General features: G+C 69.8%; 21 protein-coding genes. 8 read left to right on the top strand and 13 right to left on the bottom strand.

What is annotated here, in order from left to right; all coding sequences use genetic code 11:
* Window positions 1–111: 111 nt before the first annotated feature.
* The 7 genes from C6Y14_RS08810 to clpS all read right to left on the bottom strand — a co-directional run bounded on the left by C6Y14_RS08810 (window position 112) and on the right by clpS (window position 5290).
* Window positions 112–1062, bottom strand: coding sequence for a PLP-dependent cysteine synthase family protein (locus C6Y14_RS08810; RefSeq protein WP_107015984.1), 951 nt, complete (start codon window positions 1060–1062; stop codon window positions 112–114).
* A gap of 25 nt (window positions 1063–1087) precedes the next feature.
* Window positions 1088–1366 carry a MoaD/ThiS family protein gene (locus C6Y14_RS08805; RefSeq protein WP_107015983.1) on the bottom strand — a complete coding sequence of 93 codons (279 nt, stop codon included), beginning with the start codon at window positions 1364–1366 and terminating at the stop codon, window positions 1088–1090.
* Window positions 1367–1526: 160 nt separating this feature from the next.
* Window positions 1527–1628 carry a putative leader peptide gene (locus C6Y14_RS45680; RefSeq protein ID WP_313904860.1) on the bottom strand — a complete coding sequence of 34 codons (102 nt, stop codon included), beginning with the start codon at window positions 1626–1628 and terminating at the stop codon, window positions 1527–1529.
* Between the two features lie 132 nt (window positions 1629–1760).
* A complete protein-coding gene (locus C6Y14_RS08795) occupies window positions 1761–2183 on the bottom strand; it encodes a Mov34/MPN/PAD-1 family protein (RefSeq protein WP_107015981.1) in 423 nt (140 codons plus the stop codon).
* A 118-nt stretch (window positions 2184–2301) separates the two neighbouring features.
* Window positions 2302–3762 (bottom strand): amino acid permease, encoded by a 1461-nt coding sequence (locus C6Y14_RS08790; protein ID WP_107015980.1) that lies wholly within the window; start codon window positions 3760–3762, stop codon window positions 2302–2304.
* A 456-nt stretch (window positions 3763–4218) separates the two neighbouring features.
* Window positions 4219–4824: a DUF2017 domain-containing protein gene (locus C6Y14_RS08785; protein WP_107015979.1), complete on the bottom strand. Its 606-nt coding sequence runs from the start codon at window positions 4822–4824 to the stop codon at window positions 4219–4221.
* A 148-nt stretch (window positions 4825–4972) separates the two neighbouring features.
* A complete protein-coding gene (clpS, locus tag C6Y14_RS08780; protein ID WP_107015978.1) occupies window positions 4973–5290 on the bottom strand; it encodes an ATP-dependent Clp protease adapter ClpS in 318 nt (105 codons plus the stop codon).
* 122 nt (window positions 5291–5412) lie between these two features.
* Between clpS and C6Y14_RS08775 the strand changes: the two genes are divergently transcribed.
* Together C6Y14_RS08775 and C6Y14_RS08770 are read left to right on the top strand one after the other, a co-directional pair.
* The gene (locus C6Y14_RS08775) at window positions 5413–6741 is read left to right on the top strand and encodes a nicotinate phosphoribosyltransferase (RefSeq protein ID WP_107015977.1); all 1329 of its coding nucleotides are present in this window, start codon (window positions 5413–5415) and stop codon (window positions 6739–6741) included.
* 238 nt (window positions 6742–6979) lie between these two features.
* Window positions 6980–7564, top strand: coding sequence for a nicotinamidase (locus C6Y14_RS08770; protein ID WP_107015976.1), 585 nt, complete (start codon window positions 6980–6982; stop codon window positions 7562–7564).
* 361 nt (window positions 7565–7925) lie between these two features.
* On the opposite strand, the gene C6Y14_RS08765 is transcribed toward C6Y14_RS08770, so the two are convergent.
* Together C6Y14_RS08765 and C6Y14_RS08760 are read right to left on the bottom strand one after the other, a co-directional pair.
* Window positions 7926–8258, bottom strand: coding sequence for a hypothetical protein (locus tag C6Y14_RS08765; RefSeq protein WP_107015975.1), 333 nt, complete (start codon window positions 8256–8258; stop codon window positions 7926–7928).
* 124 nt (window positions 8259–8382) lie between these two features.
* Window positions 8383–10731, bottom strand: coding sequence for an immune inhibitor A domain-containing protein (locus tag C6Y14_RS08760; RefSeq protein WP_107015974.1), 2349 nt, complete (start codon window positions 10729–10731; stop codon window positions 8383–8385).
* A 466-nt stretch (window positions 10732–11197) separates the two neighbouring features.
* Between C6Y14_RS08760 and C6Y14_RS08755 the strand changes: the two genes are divergently transcribed.
* Window positions 11198–11515 (top strand): hypothetical protein, encoded by a 318-nt coding sequence (locus C6Y14_RS08755; RefSeq protein ID WP_107015973.1) that lies wholly within the window; start codon window positions 11198–11200, stop codon window positions 11513–11515.
* A gap of 62 nt (window positions 11516–11577) precedes the next feature.
* Here the strand turns inward: C6Y14_RS08755 and C6Y14_RS08750 are convergent, their stop codons facing one another.
* Both C6Y14_RS08750 and C6Y14_RS08745 read right to left on the bottom strand, forming a co-directional pair.
* Entirely contained in the window at window positions 11578–12285 is a 708-nt protein-coding gene (locus C6Y14_RS08750; protein WP_107015972.1) for an RDD family protein, read from the bottom strand.
* Window positions 12286–12407: 122 nt separating this feature from the next.
* Complete coding sequence (locus C6Y14_RS08745; protein WP_107015971.1) at window positions 12408–14141, bottom strand: RDD family protein; 1734 nt, start codon at window positions 14139–14141, stop codon at window positions 12408–12410.
* A 338-nt stretch (window positions 14142–14479) separates the two neighbouring features.
* On the opposite strand from C6Y14_RS08745, the gene C6Y14_RS08740 reads away from it, so the two are divergent.
* Window positions 14480–14971: an SsgA family sporulation/cell division regulator gene (locus C6Y14_RS08740; RefSeq protein ID WP_107015970.1), complete on the top strand. Its 492-nt coding sequence runs from the start codon at window positions 14480–14482 to the stop codon at window positions 14969–14971.
* A gap of 94 nt (window positions 14972–15065) precedes the next feature.
* Here the strand turns inward: C6Y14_RS08740 and C6Y14_RS08735 are convergent, their stop codons facing one another.
* Window positions 15066–16553: an FAD-binding oxidoreductase gene (locus C6Y14_RS08735; protein ID WP_107015969.1), complete on the bottom strand. Its 1488-nt coding sequence runs from the start codon at window positions 16551–16553 to the stop codon at window positions 15066–15068.
* 103 nt (window positions 16554–16656) lie between these two features.
* Here C6Y14_RS08735 and C6Y14_RS08730 point away from each other — a divergent pair, with 103 nt between their 5' ends.
* Window positions 16657–18054: a tetratricopeptide repeat protein gene (locus tag C6Y14_RS08730; protein WP_107016414.1), complete on the top strand. Its 1398-nt coding sequence runs from the start codon at window positions 16657–16659 to the stop codon at window positions 18052–18054.
* 249 nt (window positions 18055–18303) lie between these two features.
* On the opposite strand, the gene hppD is transcribed toward C6Y14_RS08730, so the two are convergent.
* Window positions 18304–19449, bottom strand: coding sequence for a 4-hydroxyphenylpyruvate dioxygenase (gene hppD, locus C6Y14_RS08725; protein WP_107015968.1), 1146 nt, complete (start codon window positions 19447–19449; stop codon window positions 18304–18306).
* 122 nt (window positions 19450–19571) lie between these two features.
* Here hppD and C6Y14_RS08720 point away from each other — a divergent pair, with 122 nt between their 5' ends.
* From C6Y14_RS08720 to C6Y14_RS08710, 3 genes are read left to right on the top strand one after another with little or no spacing between them, the layout of a single operon-like run.
* Window positions 19572–20048 (top strand): Lrp/AsnC family transcriptional regulator, encoded by a 477-nt coding sequence (locus C6Y14_RS08720; RefSeq protein WP_107016413.1) that lies wholly within the window; start codon window positions 19572–19574, stop codon window positions 20046–20048.
* A gap of 33 nt (window positions 20049–20081) precedes the next feature.
* The gene (locus tag C6Y14_RS08715; RefSeq protein ID WP_107015967.1) at window positions 20082–20729 is read left to right on the top strand and encodes an ABC transporter permease; all 648 of its coding nucleotides are present in this window, start codon (window positions 20082–20084) and stop codon (window positions 20727–20729) included.
* 16 nt (window positions 20730–20745) lie between these two features.
* Window positions 20746–22011 (top strand): betaine/proline/choline family ABC transporter ATP-binding protein, encoded by a 1266-nt coding sequence (locus tag C6Y14_RS08710; protein WP_107015966.1) that lies wholly within the window; start codon window positions 20746–20748, stop codon window positions 22009–22011.
* The last annotated feature ends 72 nt before the right edge of the window (window positions 22012–22083 follow it).

The raw sequence follows: 22083 nt of genomic DNA, 5'->3' as shown, positions 1-22083 counted from the left end.
GAGGCTAATCCCTAGCCCGTCCGGCGTTTGAGGACAAAGGGGGGCGAGGGGGCGCAGCCCCCATCTGTGGACGGGAACGGGTAGGGGCGGCGGGGGCGAGGACAACCCCTCCTAAGCCCAGAGCTGGCCCTGCAGCGTCGCGATCGCTTCCTCCGTCGTTTCCGCCGTGTAGACGCCCGTCGACAGGTACTTCCACCCGCCGTCGGCCACGACGAACACGATGTCGGCGGGCGTGCCCGCGGCCACGGCCTTGCGGCCGACCCCGATCGCGGCATGGAGCGCGGCCCCCGTGGAGACACCGGCGAAGATCCCCTCCTGCTGGAGAAGCTCCCGCGTACGGGTCACCGCGTCGGCCGAGCCGACCGAGAAGCGGGTGGTCAGCACGGACGCGTCGTACAGCTCCGGCACGAAACCCTCGTCGAGGTTGCGCAGCCCGTAGACGAGATCGTCGTAGCGCGGCTCGGCAGCGACGATCTTCACGTCGGGCTTGTGCTCGCGCAGGAACCGGCCCACGCCCATCAGTGTTCCGGTGGTGCCGAGCCCGGCGACGAAGTGCGTGACGGAGGGCAGGTCGGCAAGGATCTCGGGGCCCGTGGTCGCGTAGTGCGCGCCCGCGTTGTCGGGGTTGCCGTACTGGTAGAGCATCACCCAGTCGGGATGTTCGGCGGCCAGCTCCTTCGCCACGCGCACCGCCGTGTTGGAGCCGCCCGCCGCCGGGGAGGGGATGATCTGGGCGCCCCACATGCCGAGCAGGTCCCGCCGCTCCTGCGAGGTGTTCTCGGGCATGACGCACACCATGCGGTAGCCCTTGAGCTTCGCGGCCATGGCGAGCGAGATGCCGGTGTTGCCGGACGTCGGTTCGAGGATCGTGCAGCCGGGTGTCAGCCGGCCGTCCTTCTCGGCCTGTTCGACCATGTGGAGCGCCGGGCGGTCCTTGACCGAGCCGGTCGGGTTGCGGTCCTCAAGCTTCGCCCAGATTCGGACGTCGGCGGACGGCGAGAGCCGCGGCAGGCGCACCAGGGGGGTGTTGCCCACCGCGGCCAGCGGGGAGTCGTAGCGCATCAGCGATCAGAGCCCGGCAGCCCGGTCAGACCATGCCGCCGGCGACGGCCGGCAGGATGGTGACGCTGTCGCCGTCGGTGAGCTTGGTGTTGATGCCGTCGAGGAAGCGGACGTCCTCGTCGTTCAGGTACACGTTCACGAAGCGGCGCAGTTCGCCTCCGTCCACGATGCGGGCCTGGATGCCCGTGTGGCGGCTTTCGAGGTCGGCGAAGAGCGCGGCAAGGGTGTCCCCGCCGCCCTCGACGGCCTTCTGGCCGTCGGTGTAGGTGCGGAGGATGGTGGGGATGCGGACCTCGATGGCCATGGTTGCGGGCTCCTGTCGGAAAGCGGAAGTCAGAAGGCGAGTCGGGGCTGGGGCTTGGTGCGCGAGGCGGTGCGGGCGAGAACCGCGCCGGGAAGAGCAGGGGAACGCCGGTCGCGGCCCGTGCGGAGCCGGGGCTCTCACGGCCGTACGGCGGCAGGGTTCAGCGCGTACAGATGGCGCTCTGCAGCCTGCACAGGTCGACGTGCAGCCGCGCCACGAGCAGCATGCCCGGCGTCTTGTCGCTCACGTCGTGGGAAACCATGGGCTCATCGTATCGATTCCCCGTCCGGGTCCCGGAATGTGATCTCAGATGGTGGATGAATTCTGCCCGAAGTATGGGATCGGGTGAAGCGGGACGCGGACCCGACGCGAACCGGAAGGTGCCCGTCGGGGCTCAGTACGCCTCCACCACCGTGACCTCTTCCTCCGTGACGACCCCGTCGACGATCCGGAACGAGCGGAACTGGAAGTCCCCGAGTCCGTCGGTGTCGGCGGTCGAGACGAGGACGTAGTGGGCGTTCGGCTCGCTCGCGAGGTTGATGTCCGTGCGGGAGGGATGGGCCTCGGTGGACGTGTGGGAGTGGTAGACGACGACCGGTTCCTCGTCACGGTCGTCCATCTCGCGGTACAGCTTGAGCAGGTCCCCCGAGTCGAACTCGTAGAACGTGGGCGACATCGCCGCGTTCAGCATGGGGATGAAGCGCTCGGGACGGCCGGTGCCCTCCGGGCCCGCGATCACGCCGCACGCCTCGTCGGGATGGTCCTGGCGCGCGTGCGCGACGATCTGGTCGACGAGGGCCTGGGTGATGGTCAGCATGGGGCCAGGATAGGCAGACGGCAGCCCCGTACCGGAGAGTGGTACGGGGCTGCCCACATGCTGGGCATTCGAGGGCAGCGAGAGGCGCGCCCTCCAGGACGGGACCGGCGGGTCCGCGTCAGTTGACCTTCTCGAACTCCGGCTCGCGGCGCTCGGTGACCTCCGGGTTGCGGGACTTGAGCACGGCCCAGCCGACACCGAGGGCGGCGGCCCAGCCGGCCATCACGTACAGGCAGACGCGGGACTCGGCGTCGTACGCGATGAGGCAGGTCACGAAGAGCAGGAACACGACGGCGACCCAGCTGAACTTCGAGCCGCCCGGGGCCGGGAAGGGCGAGGCGGGCAGACGGCCCGCGTCGACGGCCCGGCGGTACAGGATGTGGCTGATGAGGATCATGAGCCAGGTCCAGATGCCGGCCGCGGTGGCCACCGAGACGACGTAACCGAAGGCCTTCTCCGGGACGATGTAGTTCAGGATCACGCCGACGCCCATGAAGAGCACGGAGAGAGTGATGCCGAACGCGGGCGTCCTGGTGGAGGACAGTTTGTTGAAGATCCTCGGGGCCTCGCCGTTGTCGGCCAGGGTGCGCAGCATGCGGCCCGTGGAGTACATACCGGAGTTGCAGGAGGACAGGGCCGCCGTCAGCACGACGAAGTTGACGATGCCGGCGCCCGCCGGGATGCCGATCTTCGCGAAGGCCGCGACGAAGGGGCTCACGCCCGGCGCGAACTCCGTCCACTTCACGACGCAGAGGATGACCGTGAGCGCGCCGACGTAGAAGAGGGCGATGCGCCAGGGCAGGGTGTTGATCGCCTTGGGGAGGGTTTTCTCCGGGTTCTCGGACTCGCCCGCGGTGACGCCGACGAGTTCAACGGCCAGGTAGGCGAACATCACGCCCTGCAGGGTCATCAGGGACGAGCCGATGCCCTTGGGGAAGAAGCCGTCGATGGCCCAGAGGTTGGACACGGCGGCGGTGTCGCCCGCGGAGCTGAAGCCGAAGGTGAGGACGCCGAGGCCGATCACGATCATGCCGATGAGCGCGGTGACCTTGACCATCGAGAACCAGAACTCGATCTCGCCGAAGAGCTTGACGGAGATCAGGTTCGCCACGAAGAGCACGACCAGGAAGACCAGGGCCGTGACCCACTGCGGGATCTGCGGGAACCAGTAGTTGACGTAGATCGCGGCGGCGGTGAGTTCCGCCATGCCGGTGACGACCCACATCAGCCAGTACGTCCAGCCGGTGAAGTACCCGAAGAACGGGCCGAGGAACTCACGGGAGTACTCCGCGAAGGAGCCCGAGACGGGACGGTAGAGCAGCAGCTCACCGAGGGCCCGCATGATGAAGAAGATGATGACGCCGGCGAGGGCGTACATCAGGATGAGGCTGGGGCCCGCCTTGGCGATGTTCGCCCCGGCTCCCAGGAAGAGGCCGACGCCGATGGCGCCGCCGATCGCGATCATCTGGACCTGACGGCTGCCGAGCCCGCGTTCGTAGCCCTCTTCGGGGGCGTCGCCGTCGGCGGCGCCGTTGCCGCCCCGCTCGTCGTCGTGCTTACCGACCTGCACCGAGGTCATGTCTGATGCGCCTTTCTCCATACCGGTCCGAGCCTTCGTCGGCTGCGGTCCGGTGTCCGAATCCCCCCGGATTACTGGAGTCGGGCGGGCTCCCCGAGCCCGCCGCACGGCCTCCCCGAGGCCGTTCGTGCCTGCCCGGCTGTTGCCGGATCAGTGGCGCACCCGGCAGGACGTGGGTGGTGTCCCGCCGAGCGATCGTGAAGATTTATCACGGCCGCAACATTCGCCGTCCGGGCCGCTTGTAGCGCATGCCACAGGAAGAAGCGGACATACGACACCCGGGCCCACATTGCAGGCCCGGGTGGTGATGTGATCGTTATCCGGATTTGAGCGTCCGCTGAGCGAACGTTCGATGTCCCGTCATCGACGACTTCGACGTCCCGTCAGCGACGGCCTCGAAGTCCCGTCACCGACGGCTTCGCCGCTGCGCGTCACAGCTTCGTCCGCCGCTGCGCGTCACGGCATCAAGGTCTCCACCAGCGTCTCCTGCAGCCCGCCGAGCCACAGGTACGCCATCACCATCGGCTTGCGCGGGTCCTCGTCGGGGAGCCGGTAGAGAAGGTCCGTGTCCTCCTCGTCGACGACGTCCAGCCGGGAGCCGATCGCGAGGCGCAGGTCGTTGAGGCAGCTGAGCCACTGCTTCGATTCCTCGGAGGTCAGCTTCAGGACCGCTCCCCCCTCCCCCACGGCCGCGACGCCGTCCAGGGAGCGGATCACCACGAGGGCGTTGTCCCGCTTGCCGGCGCGCAGGTCGTTCTCGGTGAAGCGGCGGAACTCCGAGGAGTACGCGCGTTGCTCCTCCGCCTGCTCGGGCGAGGTGGCCTCGACGTCGGGGCCGCTGTACGCGTCCGGGAAGAGGCGCTTCAGCACGGGGTCCGAGGGCGGCTCGCTCGGTCCCTCCGCGAACAGTTCGGCGAGCGGGTCGTCGGAGACGTCCCCGCCGGGGCCCGGTCCGATGAGCTCCAGGAGCTGTACGGCGAGGGAGCGGATGATGGAGATCTCGACCTCGTCGAGCGCGACGGCCGCGCCGCCGCCGGGGAGCGGTTCGAAGTGTCCTGGCATCAGGTTGCGTCGCTACTTCCAGTGCTGCGCGGGCGTCGGGTGCTGCGCCGGCGTCGGGCGGGTGCCGGTCCTGCCGTGGCCGGTCCTGCGGTTCACGGTCCTGCGGTCCGCGGTCCTGCGGTGTCCGGTCCCGCAGTGTGCGGCCGGGTCATTTCCGGTCGTGCTGGAGGGTGGCCCACAGACCGTAGCCGTGCATGGCCTGCACATCGCGTTCCATCTCCTCACGGGTGCCGCTGGAGACAACGGCCCGGCCCTTGTGGTGTACGTCCATCATCAGCTTCGTGGCCTTGTCCTTCGAGTACCCGAAGTACGACTGGAAGACGTAGGTCACGTAGCTCATCAGGTTGACCGGGTCGTTGTGGACGATGGTCACCCAGGGGACGTCGGGCTCGGTTACGGCGAAGACCTCCTCAGCCGACTCGGTCTTTTCGGTCTCTAGGGGTGCGGGAGCCGTCACACGGCCCATGCTGCCACCACAGGCGGGTGCCCGGCCAAACGAGGCCCGCAAATCATGCGCATCGCGGGCGAGCCGCACATCACACGGCCTAGAAATCGTCAGAGTGACGAGATAGGGGTAACATCCCGGTCATGAACACTGCGGACCTAGGGCTGCCGGTGGATGTGCCGTCGACAGCGCTCTTCACGGACCACTACGAGCTGACCATGCTGCAGGCCGCCCTCAAGGGCGGCACGGCCGACCGGCGTTCGGTCTTCGAGGTCTTCACCCGCCGCCTGCCCGAGGGCCGCCGCTACGGTGTCGTCGCCGGCACCGGGCGGGTCCTGGACGCGGTGGAGAACTTCCGCTTCGACGCGGACGTCATCGGCTTCCTGCGCGAGCGGAACGTCGTGGACGAGCCGACCCTGGAGTGGCTGGCCTCGTACCGCTTCGCCGGGGACGTCTGGGGCTACCCGGAGGGCGAGGTGTACTTCGCCGGGTCACCGGTCCTGCGGGTCGAGGGCTCCTTCGCGGAGTGCGTCCTCCTGGAGACCGTGATCCTCTCCATCCTCAACCACGACTCGGCCATCGCGGCCGCCGCCTCCCGGATGGCCTCGGCGGCCGGCGGGCGCCCGCTGATCGAGATGGGCGCCCGGCGCACCCACGAACTGGCCGCGGTGGCGGCGTCCCGCGCGGCGTACGTCGGCGGCTTCACGACCACCTCCGACCTGGCCGCGGGCTTCCGCTACGGCATCCCGACGGTCGGCACGTCCGCCCACGCCTTCACCCTCGTGCACGACACCGAACGGGACGCCTTCCGCGCCCAGGTGGACTCGCTCGGCCGGGGCACCACGCTGCTCGTGGACACGTACGACGTCGCCGAAGCCGTGCGGCTGGCCGTCGAGGTGGCCGGGCCCGAGCTGGGCGCCGTCCGCATCGACTCCGGTGACCTGCTGCTCGTGGCGCACCGGGTACGGCAGCAGCTGGACGAGCTGGGCGCCACGAAGACCCGGATCATCGTGACCTCGGACCTCGACGAGTACGCGATCGCCTCGCTGGCCGCGGCACCCGTGGACGCGTACGGGGTGGGCACCCAGCTGGTGACGGGCTCCGGGCATCCGACGTGCTCGATGGTCTACAAGATCGTCGCGCGTGCCGAGTCGGCGGACCCGAAGGCCCCGCTCCTGCCGGTGGCCAAGAAGTCCTCGGGCGGCAAGACGTCCATCGGCGGCCGCAAGTGGGCCGCGCGGCGGCTCGACGAGTACGGGGTCGCCGAGGCCGAGGTGATCGGCACGGGGGCGGTTCCGGCCGAGCTCGTCGACAACCAGCTCCTGGTGCAGCTGGTCAAGGGCGGCCAGGTCGTCGCCCGCGAACCGCTGGACGTCGTACGCGACCGGCACGCGGCGGCCCGCGCGAACCTGCCCCTCTCCGCGACCCAGCTGTCACGGGGCGAAGCCGTCATTCCGACCGAGTACGTGTGAGACCCACGGGCCCGGCCCGCCGACGGCCCGGGCCCGTAAGGGAGTGAACGGGCGGCAAGCCGGGAAGGGGCACGGCAACACTCACACACTCCACCGTGCCCTCGCACTCGTCGGGCTCGGTCGCACGGACAACGCGCCCTGAAGGGGCGCGGGGAACTGCGCGACAAGCCCCCACCAACCCGCACACCATCAACCGGCCTCCCCCGCGGAGCGCCTCGCCGAGCCGAAGGACACCGCCATGCGCCGCGCCCTGATCGTCGTAGACGTCCAGAACGACTTCTGCGAGGGAGGCAGCCTCGCGGTGCCCGGCGGGGCGGATGTGGCCGCCGCGATCACGGAGCTGATCGGGCAGGCACCCGCCGGCTACCGCCACGTGGTGGCGACCCGCGACCACCACATCGCGCCCGGGGGCCACTTCGCGGACAACCCCGACTACGTCCACTCCTGGCCCGCGCACTGCGTGGCCGGCACGGAGGGGGTGGGTTTCCACCCGAACTTCGCTCCGGCGGTCGCCTCCGGCGCGATCGACGCCGTGTTCGACAAGGGCGCGTACTCGGCGGCGTACAGCGGTTTCGAGGGCGCCGACGAGAACGGTGTCTCGCTGGGCGACTGGCTGCGTACGCGGGAGATCACCGAGGTCGATGTCGTGGGTATCGCCACGGACCACTGCGTGAAGGCGACAGCCCTGGATGCGGCGCGGGAGGGTTTCCGCACGCAGGTCCTGCTCGACCTGACGGCCGGCGTGGCCCCGGACACCACGACCCAGGCGCTGGACGCCCTCCGCGAAGCCGGAGTAGAACTCTCCGGCAAGCCGGTGGTCTGACCCCGGCCCCGCCCCACCTAGGGGCGCGGGGAACTGCGCGGCCAGCCCCCACCGGCCCGCAGCCGAAATGCACGCCCCGCCCCCTAAGGGGCGCGGGGAACTGCGCGGCCAGCCCCCACCGGCCCGCAGCCGACACGCACGCCCGCAGCGGGTTGTCGCCGCGCTGCGGTCCCGTCGTGGCTGGCCGCGCCGTTCCCCGCGCCCCTTGGGGGCGACCCGCGCATCGTCGCCTGCGGGCCGGTGGGGGCCGGCCGCGCAGTTCCTCGCGCCCCCAGGTAGGGGGGGGCGACCCGTGCGTAGTCGGCTGCGGGCCCGTCGTGGCTGGCCGCGCAGTTCCCCGCGCCCCTTACGGGGCACGCCCCTACGGGGTCGGTGCGGTCGGGCGGCGGATCAGTGTGCGGATGGGGTGCCAGAGTTCCGACGCGAGCGCGTCCACCCCCGGCGCCGTACGCCATATGAGCCCATCGGGATGGTGCAGGACGGCCGTGACCTCGTCCGGCGTAGGAGGCTGCCCGTTGCCGCGCAGATACACCGCCCGCAACCCCAGGTTGCGCAACCGCGTCAACGCGCGGGCGCGGTTGTGCGCATGCACCAGCACCCGCACCGACCCGGTGCCCGCGGCGAGCGGCCGGGGCAGGTTCAACGCCACCACGACCGTGCCGTTCGGCAGCTTGCAGAAGCCTCCTGCGGCCATTCCGTCATACCCCCGCGAGATCCGGTGTCAATAAGAGAGTCACAGGACGCACCTAAACACGATCGGCCGCGACCCGCCAGGGGGTCGCGGCCGATCATGGTTTGACCTGCGAAAACGTCTCTTATTACTTCGCGGCGGAGACCTTCACGAAGATCGTCGAGCCATCACGCGGCTCCTTGACGATCGCGATCTTCGTGTTGGTGTCAGTGATCTTGACACCCCCGGTCGGGTTGGCCGTGTCGTAGTACGTGTTCGTGCGGTCGTTGAAGACCGGGTTCCCGAGCTGCGACTTGATCTTCGTCGCCACGTCCGCCTTGTGCAGCGTGAGACCGTCCGTGCGGTACCGGCTGAACGGCGAGTCGTAGGACTGGATGCGGTTGCGCATCACCACGCCGTCGGCCCACTTCAGGGCCTTCGGGTGGGCGTCCACCGGCAGCAGCAGACCGGTACCCGGGTGCTGGCTGACGTTGTTGTCGCGCTGGGAGGTGTCCCACTTCCAGATCAGCAGACCGTTCTGGTACGGGAAGTGCTCCACCCAGGACGGACGCGTGGACGCGAAACCGAAGTTGTACGGGCCGACCTTCAGGGTCTTGTCGTACGACACGTACTGACGGTTCTCCGCGATGTAGTACTGCGCGTAGTCCTTGGTGAAGGACGCGCCGATACGGGAGAAGCCGTTGGACTTCCACGCCGCGTCGGCGGTCTCGGCGTCGTCCGAGAAGACCGCGGAGCCGTCGGCGGTGACGGTGATGCGGTCCGCCGCGAAGCCCTTCTGGGCCACGCCGCCGTCGGTGGAGTAGCGGAAGCGCAGGTCGAACTTCTGGCCCGCGTAGGCGTCGAGCGGGTACGACAGCTTCGTGTACGCGGCCGACGTGCCGGTCAGCGCGGGGCTGCCGCTGGCGTCACGCGGGATCGCGGCGCCGTCGACCGTTCCGTCGATGGCGGTCCACTTGGCGCCGCCGTCGGTGGACACCTCGGTGTAGAGGTAGTCGAAGTCCGTCTCGATGTCGTAGTACCCGTCGAGGGTCAGCGTCGCCGCCGACTTGCCCGTGAGGTCCACGGAACGGGTCAGCGTGTTCTTGAGGTTGTTCGCGCTGCCGCTCCACCACTGGGTGGCGCCCTGCGCCGGGGGGACGACCTCGGTGGTGACCGCCTTCTTCGGCAGTTCGACCACCAGCGCCTGGGCGTTCTTGGTGTTGTACTCGGCCACGCCCAGCGTGTGGCTGGAGCTCTTCGCGGCCTTGGCCGTGTCGTACTTCAGCCAGCCGAGCTGCAGCTTGTCCCAGGCGGTCATGTCGCCGGGCAGGTCACCGATGGCGTCCTTGCCGGTGCCGAGCCACGAACCGGAGGACATCAGCGTCCAGAACGCGGTGGAGTTCTCCGCCGTGTTGGTCGTGTCGTAGTGGTCCGGCAGACCGAGGTCGTGGCCGTACTCGTGGGCGAAGACGCCCAGTCCGCCGTTCTCCGGCTGGATCGTGTAGTCGCCGACCCAGATGCCGGAGTCGCCGATCTGCGCGCCGCCCATCTTGTTGCCCGTGGGGCCGGTGGCTCCGGCGTCCGTGCCGAACGCGTACCAGCGGTGGGCCCAGATCGCGTCCTCGCCCTGGGCGCCGCCGCCCGCGGACTCGTCCTCACCGGCGTGCACGATCTGGAAGTGGTCGATGTAGCCGTCGGGCTCGTTGAAGTTGCCGTCGCCGTCGAAGTCGTTGCGGTCCCACTTGTCGTAGGCGGACAGCTCGGACTTGATGTCGGCGTCGGACTTGCCGGCCGCCTTCTGGGCGTCGACCCAGGCGGTGACACCGTCGGCGACGGCGTTCCACGCGCAGGTGTCGGGGTCGCACTTGTTGGAGCCGTAGCGGGCCTCGTTGTAGGGCACCTTGACCCAGTCGGAGACCGTGCCGTCGATGGAGTAGCGGCCCGAGGACTGCTTCTCGTAGTACTTCTTCATCGACTCGACACCCTTGCCGGTGCCGAAGTAGAGCTTCTCGAAGTGTTCCTTGTTGTAGTCCGCCTGCCAGGCCGTGCTGTTGTCCTCGGCACGGTCCGGCTCGGCTATCTGGTTGTGCAGCGGTCCGGGGGTGCCGCCGTAGCGGCTGTCCACCTTGTCGCCGAACTCGACGAGGATCGTGAAGATCTCGTCGGTCTTCTCACGGCCGAGCTCCACGTACTTGCCGTTCTGGAGCTTCACGACCTGCGAACCACCGCGCTTGACGGCCTTGGTGTCGCCGGAGATGACCCTCTTGAGGGCCTCCTCGCGCTGGGCTTCCTGACGGTCGGTCAGGGGCCCCTTGAGGTCGTGCTCGTGCTCGGCGTCGTCCCCGGCGCGTGCCGGGTCCTGCCGGTTCGCGGCCGCGGCCGGCTGGTCGCCGGCGTCGGCGGCCTGCGCCACCGCGAAGGTCGAGAACGTGGCGGCGGCCGCGGTGAGCGCCACACCCACTGCGGCTGCTCTGAACGTCCATGGTCTGCTGGTCACTTGATGCAGTCCTCCCTCACGCCCGGGCGCGCGGAAGGAGGGTGTCCAGGTTATGGAGTCCGCGCGCGCTCTATGCGCGTCACAAGTGACGACATTCGATCGGAGTTGAAGGAGAAAAGACAGACCTTGACTTGGACAGGTCAAGTGGGCTATGCGCCGGCTGTCCGGGGTCGCGTTCCGCTACCGGTCCGCTCACGGAGATCCGTGCACCGCTCAACAGGCGCGTTCGAAAGACGGGTTGGCAGAAGCCATGATTCCGTGCGCCCCCTGTGCACCGGCACCGTGGGTTAGGTCACGCTTACTGCTCGTTCCCCTCGGGCAGACAGGCCAATAGAGTCGGTTGGCGGCGCGCCGGATTTCCGGTGATTTGCCAAGCGACACCGTTGTCGCAGCCTTGTTTCTTATTCGCACCTCCCCCATGCGAGAGGCACCGGGGGGAGACCCCCACCCCGAGGACGGAACTGCCATGCCTCGTCCGACCGCCGCACAGCTCGCCTACGGTTCCTGCACCGTGCTCCTCTCCACGCTCGCCATGCTGCTGCTGTCACAGACGAGTTCGGGCCTGGGAGTCGTGATCATCGCGCTCTCCGCCCTCGCGCTCGGTCTCCTCGTGGCCATGACGGTTCCCGTACAGAAGCCTGCCGTGACCGCGGCCACCGCTCCCTCGCGCGCCGCCACGGAACAGCACGCTCCGGACCAGCGCGTTCCGGAAGCGCGTCTCTCGGCCCGGCGCGAGACCGTCGCCGCCGCGAGCGCGTCCGAGCCGATACGCGAACGCGCCTGAGTCCGAGTCCGCAGTCCGGTGCGTAGTCCGGTGTTTGCCGCCCGTCGTCCGCGTCGGGCGGCTCAGCCGGTGCTGACCACCACGGTCTTGGCCGCCTTGTCGTGCAGCCCCTGCTTGTACGGCTTGTCGAAGAAGCTCCAGCCGCCGGAGATCGCGGTCCAGATGCACGCGCAGCAGAACGCGAACGGCACCCACAGCACCAGCGCGCGGACCAGTGAGGTCTGCACGGAGGGCGTGGAGCCGTTGTCGAGGTTCGCCACGCGCAGATGCAGCCACTTCTTGCCGAGGGTCTGCCCCGACCTGGTGGTCAGGAAGGTGTCGTACCCGACGTAGAGCAGCAGGGCGATCAGGGACTGCCCGAAGGACTTGCCGTACTGGATCTTGTCCGCGTCCACGTCGTACTCGTTGACGCCGAAGCCCCAGGTGAGCAGCCACACCACGATGACGACGAGGATCATGTCGATGATCCGCGCGAGGACGCGTTTGCCGCTCTCGGCGAGCGGCGGCATCCCGGCGAGCGGATCGTTGGTGTACGGGCCGCCGCCGTAGGGGTCGCCGGCGCCGCCACCGTAGGGCGGTGGTGCGGCGCCGGGAGGTGGCGGTGCGGCTCCGTACGGGGAGCCGCCGTACGGGGAGCCGCCGCTCTGACCGGGTGGCGGCTGCGGCGGCTGTGACTGCTGGGGCGGCGGCTGCTGCTTCTTGAACGGGTCCTCGTCCGGCGGCTTCCTGAACGGATCGTCGTCCGGAGGGGGCGGCGGCTGGGTGGTCATGTCCAGAGTGGACCGCGAACCCCGCGACCGCGCAACGGGAGGCGACCCGTCCGGGCTATCCGCCGGAACGGCAGTCCGGTACGGCCGTCCGGTACGGCCGTCCGGAACGGCGCCGGGTGCCGTCAGCCCGCGACGAACGTATGGGCCGCCTTGTCGTGCCAGCACTGGCGCCACGGGCGGTCGAACAGGCCCCACACGACACCCACGACACCGATGCCGAGAAGGCACGGGACGCTGTAGACGAGCCAGCGGCGCAGGGCCAGACCGAACGACGGCGGGTCGCCGCCCTCGATGTCCCGCACCTGGAGGCCGAACAGCTTCTTGCCGAGGGTGCGGCCCCACTTGGCGTTGGGCAGCGCCTCGTAGAGGACGCCGAAGACGATCAGGACGGCGAGGACGATGCCGAGGTAGAGGGCGGTCGTGCCGTCCAGCAGCCACACCGTGACCGTCTCGCCGGAGAGCTTGGCCGCGTCGATCTTCTCGTTGACGTGGTCCAGCGCCCTCGTGCCCAGCGGGACCGCCGCCGCGCCGGTGACCGCGGCCAGCACGAGCGTGTCCACGAGTCGGGCGGCGAACCGCTTGCCGAGCCCCGCCGGACGCGCCTCCGACTGGGCGCGGACGACCGACTGGAACGGGTCCTCCCGTACCGGCTTCCACGGCACGACGGGCTGGTCCTCGTCCGGCCCGGCCAGCCGGTGCACCTGCTGGGCCCAGGAAGGCTGTCCGCCACCGAGACCCGCACTCATGGGCGCCTGCGCCTGCGCACCGGACGGCGGAGTGACGGCCTGCGGGGTGACTGCCGGTGGGGTGACTGCCGGTGAAGGGGCCCCCTGCGGGGGGACGGTGGGGGTGGACTGCTGCTGCGGGGCCGGAGCGGCGGGGGACGGCTGTGCCGGGGCCGCGGGCTGGGCCGCGCCCAGGGGCTGCTGGGCCGCGGCCGACTGCGTACCGCGCTGCTGTCCCGCTCGCTGCGACGTCCGCCTGAAGCTCATCGTGCCCTCGGCGACGAGGGGTTCGCGGGAACCGGGGACGCCGGGGGCGGCGGCCCCGGCGCCCGGGGTCTGCGCGCGCGCCGCTCCGGACGTACCCGCGACATGCGCGCGCCCGGCCCCCATGGCGCCGGCGGATCCCGTGGGTCCCGTGCTTCCGGCGGGCCCCGTGTTTCCGGCGGCCCCCGTCGGACCGGCGGCGCCCGTGGGGCGTACCGGACCCGTGGGTCTGCGGAAGACCACCGTGCCGCCGGAGGGCGGAGGCGTGGGGGCCCCGAGGTCCCCCTCGGAGTCGGCCCCGTGGAACGTGGCCGTGCCGTCCGTGTGGTCCGACCTGCCGTCGGGCTGCCCTGCCGACTGGGACTGCGGTGCGGCGGCCTGTGGCTGGGGTGCAGCGGCCTGTGCCTGGGGTGCGGGCTGGGCCGATGCGGACTGGTCCGGCTGTACGGGCTGCGCGGACTCCGACGGTACGCGCGGGTCCGGGGAACCCCAGCGGACCCGGCGGTCCGGGTCGCCGCCGAAGCCGGTCTGCCGGGAGCGGTCGGCGCCCCACGCGGTGGCCGGTTCGGGGCGGCTGCCGTGCTGGGCCTCGGCGGGCGACGGGCCCGCGGCGGCGGGCGGGTCCTCGTCGAAGAAGTGCGGGCCCGTCTCCTCCGTGGACACGGGGGCGGGCTGCGCGGTCGCGGCCGGGGCCGCCGCGGCGGGTGAGGCGGGCGAGGCGGCCGGGTCGCCGCCGGGCGCCGGCCGGCTGGTGCCCGGCACCCATGCGGCACCGTTCCAGTACCGGACATATCCAGGAATGGACGGGTCCGGGTAGTACCCCTCGCGGGGCCTGTCGTCGCCGGGGGCCGGGGTTGGGGCGCTCATGTCCGTCGTCCCGTATCTGCTCGGGGGTCGTGTTGAGCGTCCACATCTATCAGACGGGCGCAACCGCCACTGCCGCTCCTGGGGTACCTACCCCCTTCGAGCGCGGTTCCCCCACCTTTTCCGGCCTCCGCGCGGTATAGGCGTGACGGTCCGGGAGCCTCGCGAAAAAAGTTCTCCGAACCGGCGTAATGCTGGGGCCTTCGCCGCCTCTCCACTCGTACGGGCCCGCCCCTGGGTCCCGGACGCGAGAGGAAGCGGACCCTATGAGCACGGACCCTATGAGCACGGGCCCTTCAAACACGGACCCTTCGAGCACGGACCCTTCGAGCACGGGCCCTATGGGCAACGACGTGAACAACGATGCCGTGGTGGAACGGGAGCTGGAGCTCAAGCTCGTGCTCTCCCCCGAGCGCAGCATTCCCGTGCCGGCTCTGCTGAGTTACCGCAGCGACGATCCGTACGCCGTCCATGTCACTTTCCACCTCGGCACCGACCACCCCGTGAGCTGGACCTTCGCGCGGGAACTGCTCGTCGAGGGGGTGTTCCGGCCGTGCGGGCACGGGGACGTGCGGGCGTGGCCGACGAAGGTCGGCGGGCGCGGTGTCGTCCTGATGGCGCTGAGTTCACCCGACGGGGACGCCCTGCTGGAAGCGCCCGCCGCGCAGGTGTCGGCGTGGCTGGAGCGCACGCTGCGGGCGGTCCCGCCGGGCACCGAGGCCGGTCGGCTCGGTCTCGACGACGGCCTCGCCGAGCTGCTCGCGCCGACCCCCGCCGACGATCTGTGGCTGAGTGACCCGTGGCCCTCGGACGAATCCCAGGACGGCGAGTGAGAGCGAGGAGGAGGGAGGAGAGGGAGAGAAGAGGGGAGGAAAAAGAAGAGAAAAGGGGGGAGGAAGGGGGGAGACGGCGAGAGGGAAAGCTCTGTCAGAAGAGTTTTCCCGGGTTCAGGATGCCCAGGGGGTCGAAGGCCGTTTTCACCGCTCGTTGCATCTCGATGCCGACCGGGCCGATCTCGCGGGCCAGCCACTCCTTCTTGAGGACGCCCACACCGTGTTCGCCGGTGATCGTGCCGCCGAGTTCCAGACCGAGGGCCATGATCTCGTCGAAGGACTCGCGGGCGCGCCGGGACTCGTCCGGGTCGCTCGCGTCGAAGCAGACCGTCGGGTGGGTGTTGCCGTCGCCCGCGTGGGCCACGACCCCGATGGTCAACCGGTACTTCTCGGCGATCCTGTCGACGCCTTCAAGCATCTCGGCGAGCCTGGAACGCGGTACGCACACGTCGTCGATCATCGTCGTGCCCTTGACCGCCTCAAGGCCGGTGAGGGACAGCCGGCGGGCCTGCAGGAGCAGTTCCGACTCGGCCGCGTCCTCCGCCGGTACGACCTGGGTGGCGCCCGCCGCCTCGCACAGCGCGCCGACCGCGGCGAGGTCCGCGGCGGGGTCGTGGGTGTCGAAGGCGGCGAGGAGCAGGGCCTCGGTGCTCTCCGGAAGGCCCATGTGCGCCATGTCGTTGACGGCCTTCACCGTGGTGCGGTCCATCAGTTCGAGCAGGGACGGCACATGGCCGCCCTCCATGATCCGGCAGACCGCGTCGCAGGCGGCCGATCCGGACGCGAACTCCGCCGCGAGGACCAGCTGTTGGGGCGGCTGGGGTTTCAGGGCGAGGGTGGCCCGTACGACGATGCCGAGCGAGCCCTCCGAGCCGACGAACAGGCGCGTCAGGTCGTATCCGGCCACGCCCTTCGCCGTGCGGCGGCCGGTGGTCATCAGGCGGCCGTCCGCGAGGACCACGTCCAGGCCGAGTACGTACTCGGCCGTCACTCCGTACTTCACACAGCACAGGCCGCCCGAGGCCGTGCCGATGTTGCCGCCGATGGTGCACATCTCCCAGCTGGAGGGGTCCGGCGGGTAGTACAGGCCGTGTTCGTTGACGGCGCGGGAGAGTGTGGCGTTGATGACGCCCGGCTCGACCACCGCGATCCGGTCCACGGGGCTGATCTCCAGGATGCGGTCCATCTTGGTCAGGGACAGCACGATGCAGCCCTCGGAGGCGTTGGCCGCCCCGGAGAGGCCTGTGCGGGCGCCCTGCGGGACCACCGGGATGCGGAGGTCGGTCGCGGTGCGCATGACGTGCTGGACCTGTTCGACCGTGCGCGGCAGCACCACGACGGCGGGGGTGCCCGCCTCGCAGAAACTGGCCATGTCGTTGGCGTACGAGCCGGTGACGTCCGGGTCGGTGAGGACCGCCTCGGCCGGCAGCCCTGTGAGGAGGCGCTCGGTGAGGCGCTGGGTGAGGTCTTCGGCGCGGTCTTCGGTGAGGTCTTCGGCGCGGTTTTCGGTGAGACGTTCGGGGGCGCTGCCCACCGCCACGGAGTCTTCATCGGGTCGGGCTTCGATACGGCTCATGATCACAGCGTCGCACTCGGGGCCATCGGTGTGAACCCCGCTCGCGTGAGGCTTTGCGTGCCGGGGTGGTGGCCGGGTGTGCTCTTCGTATTGACGCACAGTGATCGGCATGCAGAGTGTGCGGGTGTTGGCCGGGGTCGTCGTGGGGTGCTTCGTGCTGGGGGGTGTGCTGGTCGTGATGCCCGACGCGGATCGTCGGCCGCCGCCCTCCCCCGGGCCCGTCGCGCGGGCCGCGACGGCGGTCGGGTCCGGGGCGCCCGCCTCGCTGCCCGATCTGGTGGCGCTGATCAGTGACCGCGAGGCGCATCTGCGGGCCCATCCGGGTGATGTGCGGTCGTGGGCCGAACTGGGCACCGCGTATGTGGAGCGGGGGCGGCGGACCGCCGAGCCGGGGTTCTATCCGAAGGCCGACGCGGCGTTGCGTACGTCGCTGAAGGGGCGGCCGAAGGGGAACACCGAGGCGTTCCGTGGGATGGCCGCGCTCGCCGTCGCGCGGCACGACTTCCGGGCCGCGCGGGGGTGGGGGGAGGCGGCGGTGGCCTCCTCGCCCAAGCGGTGGTCCGTGTATCCGGCGCTGATCGATGCGTATCGGGGGCTCGGGGATTACAAGGGGGCTCGGCGGGCGCTGGCCAAGCTTGTCGAGCTTCCCTCGGGGAGCGGGGCGTCGGGGAACAGGGTGGGAGCGCAGGTGCTGGTGCGGGCCGGGCTCGTCTATCGGGACCGGGGGTGGCGGGAGGATTCCGCTGCCGCCCTGTCCGATGCTGCGGCGCTCGCCGCTGCCCCTGCGGAGCAGGCCGACTGTCTGCTCCGGGTCGGGGAGTCGGCCTGGGAGCGCGGGGAGGCCGCCGAGTCGCTGCGCGCGTACGAGGCCGCTCTGCGGGCCGATCCCGGGGAGCATGCGGCGCGGGCCGGGCAGGGGCGGGCGCTGGCCGCGCTGGGGCGGGACTCGGAGGCGCTGCTCGCGTATCAGTCCGCGCTGGCGAAGCAGCCGTTGCCGCGGTACGCGCTGGAGTTGGGCGAGTTGTACGAGTCGCTGGGGCTGGGCGGGGCCGCGCGGGCCCAGTACGACGTGTTGCGGGCACGGGTGCGGGAGGGGGACGCGGTCGGGGTGAACGAGGAGTTGGTGCTCGGGCTCTTCGAGGCCGATCACGGGGATGCGGGGGCCGCGGTGCGGCGGTTGCGGGGTGAGTGGGCTCGGCATCCTTCGGCGGCTGTCGCCGATGCGCTGGGGTGGGCGTTGCATCGGGACGGGAAGGACAAGGAGGCGATCGTTTTCGCGACTCGGGCCACGGATCGGGTGCGTGGGGGTGGGGCTCGGATTGCGTTGTACTCGTTTCACCGGGGGGTGATCGAGCGGGCGGTGGGGAACGACTCGGGGGCTCGGCGGCATCTGGGGGAAGCGATGCGGATCAGTCCGGTGTTCTCGCCGCTGTTGGTGCCGGTGGCTTTGCGGGCGCTGGAGGAGTTGGGTGCGGCCGAGCCTCGGCCTGCGGGAGTGTTGCGGTAGGGGCGCGGCGGTGGCGGGTCGGCCGTGGCCGTAGTGGGTCGGGGCCGTGCCGGTACGTCGAGTCCGCCGCCTCCCGGGTGTACTGCCCTGAGGAGGAGAGGGGGCCGTCGCTTGCACCGCTCTATGCGGCGGACTGCGACGTACCGGCACGGCCCGCTCCCGTCGTGTGCCGGGTGACGCACCGGCGCGGCCCGCTCCCGTCGTGTGCCGGGTGCGGGCCGTGCTCCGGGGGACTCCCCCCGGGGGAGATCAGAGGTTGCCTCGGCGCTCCTGCTCTCGTTCGATCGCCTCGAAGAGGGCCTTGAAGTTGCCCTTGCCGAAGCCCATGGAGCCATGGCGTTCGATCATCTCGAAGAAGACCGTCGGCCTGTCCTGGACCGGCTTGGTGAAGATCTGGAGCAGGTAGCCGTCCTCGTCCCGGTCCACGAGGATTTTCAGTTCGCGGAGCGTTTCTACGGGGACCCTCGTTTCGCCGGCCCATTCGCCGAGGGTGTCGTAGTAGGAGTCGGGGGTGTCGAGGAACTGGACGCCCGCCGCGCGCATCGTGCGGACCGTGTTGACGATGTCGTTGGTGTTCAGGGCGATGTGCTGGACGCCCGCGCCGCCGTAGAACTCCAGGTACTCGTCGATCTGGGACTTCTTCTTGGCGATGGCGGGCTCGTTGATCGGGAACTTGACCTTGAGCGTGCCGTCGGCCACGACCTTGGACATCAGGGCGCTGTACTCGGTCGCGATGTCGTCGCCCACGAACTCCTTCATGTTCGTGAAGCCCATGACCTTGTTGTAGAAGCCGACCCATTCGTTCATCCGGCCGAGTTCCACGTTGCCCACGCAGTGGTCGATGGCCTGGAAGGTGCGCTGGGTGGGGGGTTCGACGATCGGGGCGGCGGCTGTGTAGCCGGGGAGGTACGGGCCGTCGTAGCCCGTGCGCTCCACCAGGGTGTGGCGGGTCTTGCCGTATGTGGCGATCGCGGCCAGGACGACCGTGCCGTGTTCGTCTTTCACGTCGTGCGGCTCGGTGAGGGGTGTCGCGCCGTGCTCGACCGCGTACGCGAACGCCGCGCGTGCGTCCGGGACCTCTATGGCCAGGTCGACGACTCCGTCGCCGTGCTCCGCCACGTGCTCGGCGAGGAAGGTGCCCCAGGGGGTGGTGGGCCTGATGACCGAGGTGAAGACGAAACGGGCGGAGCCGTTCTCCAGGACGTAGCTCGCGGTCTCCCGGCTGCCGTTCTCCGGTCCGGAGTAGGCGACCAGCTTCATGCCGAAGGCCGTGGAGTAGTAGTGCGCCGCCTGCTTGGCGTTGCCCACGGCGAAGACGACCGCGTCCATTCCCTTGACCGGGAAGGGATCTGCCTGCCGCGCGGTGTGAGGGGTGTGGTGCGTGGTCTGAGTCATGGGCGCAGACTCTCGCCCTTCAGCAAGGTGCGCAATAGTTTGCGATTTGGCTGGGCAATGTGCTTAGTAGAGGGCGGCCTCATGCCTACTTCTTGTACAGGGTGACCACCTTGGAGGTGATTGTGGGGATCGATCGTTTGGACGGGCGGCTTCTTGTGCTGCTCGCCGAGGAGCCCCGGATCGGGGTGCTGGAGATGTCCCGTCGGCTCGGGGTCGCGCGCGGGACAGTGCAGGCGCGGCTGGACCGTCTTCAGTCGAATGGAGTCATCCGGGGATTCGGTCCGCAGGTGGATCCCACGGCCCTCGGATATCCCGTCACCGCTTTCGCGACCCTGCAGATCCGGCAGGGGCAAGGCGCGGACGTACGGGCGCACTTGGCGACCGTGCCCGAGGTGCTGGAGCTGCACACGACCACGGGTGGCGGGGACATGCTGTGCCGGCTCGTGGCCCGCTCCAACGCCGATCTTCAACGGGTGATCGACCGGGTTGTCGGTTTTGATGGCATTGTCCGGGCCTCCACGGCGATCGTCATGGAGAACCCCGTTCCGCTGCGGATCATCCCGCTGGTGGAGCAGGCGGCCAGGGACGACGACGGCTGACAACAACTAGGGCTACCGGGTGAGGTGACAGCGGTGAACTTCTGGGAGTACCTCGGCAGTCGTCATCAGCAGCTCCTCGCCGACGCGTTCCAGCACGCCAGCGCCGTTTTCCAGTGCATGGTCGTCGCCACCGTCGTGGGGGTGGTGATCGGGGTCGTCACCTATCGCAGCGACTGGGCCGGGAACCTCGCCACGATCACCACGGCGACCCTGCTGACCATTCCCTCGCTCGCCATGATCGGTCTGCTGATCCCGGTGGTGGGGCTGGGTGTTCCGCCCACGGTCATCGCGCTGACGCTGTACGGGCTGCTGCCCATCGTGCGCAATTCGATCGTCGGACTGCGCGGGGTCGATCCGTCGCTGGTGGACGCGGCGACCGGTATCGGGATGTCGCGGCTCGCCCGGCTCGTACGCGTCGAGCTGCCGTTGGCCTGGCCGCCGATCCTGACCGGGATCCGGGTCTCCACGCAGATGCTGATGGGCATCGCCGCCATCGCCGCGTACGCCTCCGGACCCGGGCTCGGCAATGAGATCTTCCGCGGTATCGCCTCCCTGGGCAGCAAGAACGCACTCAACCAAGTCCTCGCGGGCACGCTCGGGATCATCGTCCTGGCGCTGCTGTTCGATGCCGCGTACGTCCTCATCGGGCGGCTGACCATCCCTAGGGGGATTCGTGTCTGAGACAGCAGCAGAGACCGTGGAGGGGGCGCGGGAGGGTGGGGGCGGGCATGACGCCACCGGGGCCACCATTCGGCTGGAGAGTCTGACCAAGCGGTATCCCGGGAGTGCCGATCCCGCTGTGGACAGCGTCAACATGGAGATCAACGCCGGTGAGCTGGTGGTGCTGGTCGGGCCCTCCGGGTGCGGGAAGTCCACCACCCTGAAGATGATCAACCGGTTGATCGAGCCCACGGGCGGGCGCATCCGCATCGGTGGCGAGGACGTCACCCACATGGATCCGGTGAAGCTACGGCGCAAGATCGGGTACGCCATCCAGTCGTCGGGGCTCTTCCCTCACATGACCGTCGCCCAGAACATCGGACTCGTACCGAAGATGGTCGGCTGGTCGAAGACGCGGACCGCCGAGCGGATCGAGGAGATGCTCGATCTGGTGGGGCTCGATCCCGGTGAGTTCCACGGGCGTTATCCGCGGCAGTTGTCCGGTGGGCAGCAGCAGCGGGTGGGCGTGGCGCGGGCGCTGGCCGCCGATCCGCCCGTGCTGTTGATGGACGAGCCGTTCGGTGCCGTCGATCCCATCACTCGTGATCATCTGCAGGATGAACTGATCCGGCTGCAGCATGAGTTGCACAAGACGATCGTCTTCGTCACGCACGACTTCGACGAGGCCATCAAGCTCGGTGACCGGATCGCGGTGCTGCGGGAGCAGTCGCACATCGCGCAGTTCGACACCCCGGAGGCGATCCTCACCAACCCCGCCGACGACTTCGTGTCCGGGTTCGTGGGCGCGGGCGCCGCCCTGAAGCGGCTGAACCTGACGCGCGTACGGGATGTGGAGATCACCGACTATCCGACGGTGACCGTCGACGATCCGCTGCAGGAGATCTTCAACAAGATCCGGGCGAGCGGTACGAACGAGATCCTGCTGCTCGACCGGCGGGGGCGGCCCTACAAGTGGCTGCGGCGCGGGGATCTCATGCGGGCCCGGGGGTCACTGGCCAGGGCCGGCACGCTGGTGAACGACACCGTGACGCGGGACGCGACGCTGCGGGACGCGCTGGAGGCCGTGCTCACGGACAACGCGGGGCGGGTCGTGGTGACCGGGCGGCGCGGCGAGTACACCGGCGTGGTGGACATGGAGACGCTGATGAACTCCGTGCAGGAGATGCTGGAGGCCGACCGGCTCGACGCGATGGAGCACCAGCACGACCTGGAGGAGGCCCGCACCGAGCACAACCGTCATGAGCAGGAGGGTGTGGGTGGCGGCGGGGAGGGTGAAGCGTGAGCACTCCCACTCCCCCTCCTGGTCCCGGGACCCCCCGCGACGGTGACGGCGGCGGCGACTCGGATGGCCGGC

This window comes from Streptomyces dioscori, assembly GCF_003024195.1.
GTDB classification, from domain to species: Bacteria; Actinomycetota; Actinomycetes; order Streptomycetales; family Streptomycetaceae; genus Streptomyces; species Streptomyces dioscori.
This window is presented reverse-complemented; position numbering and strand designations above follow the sequence as displayed.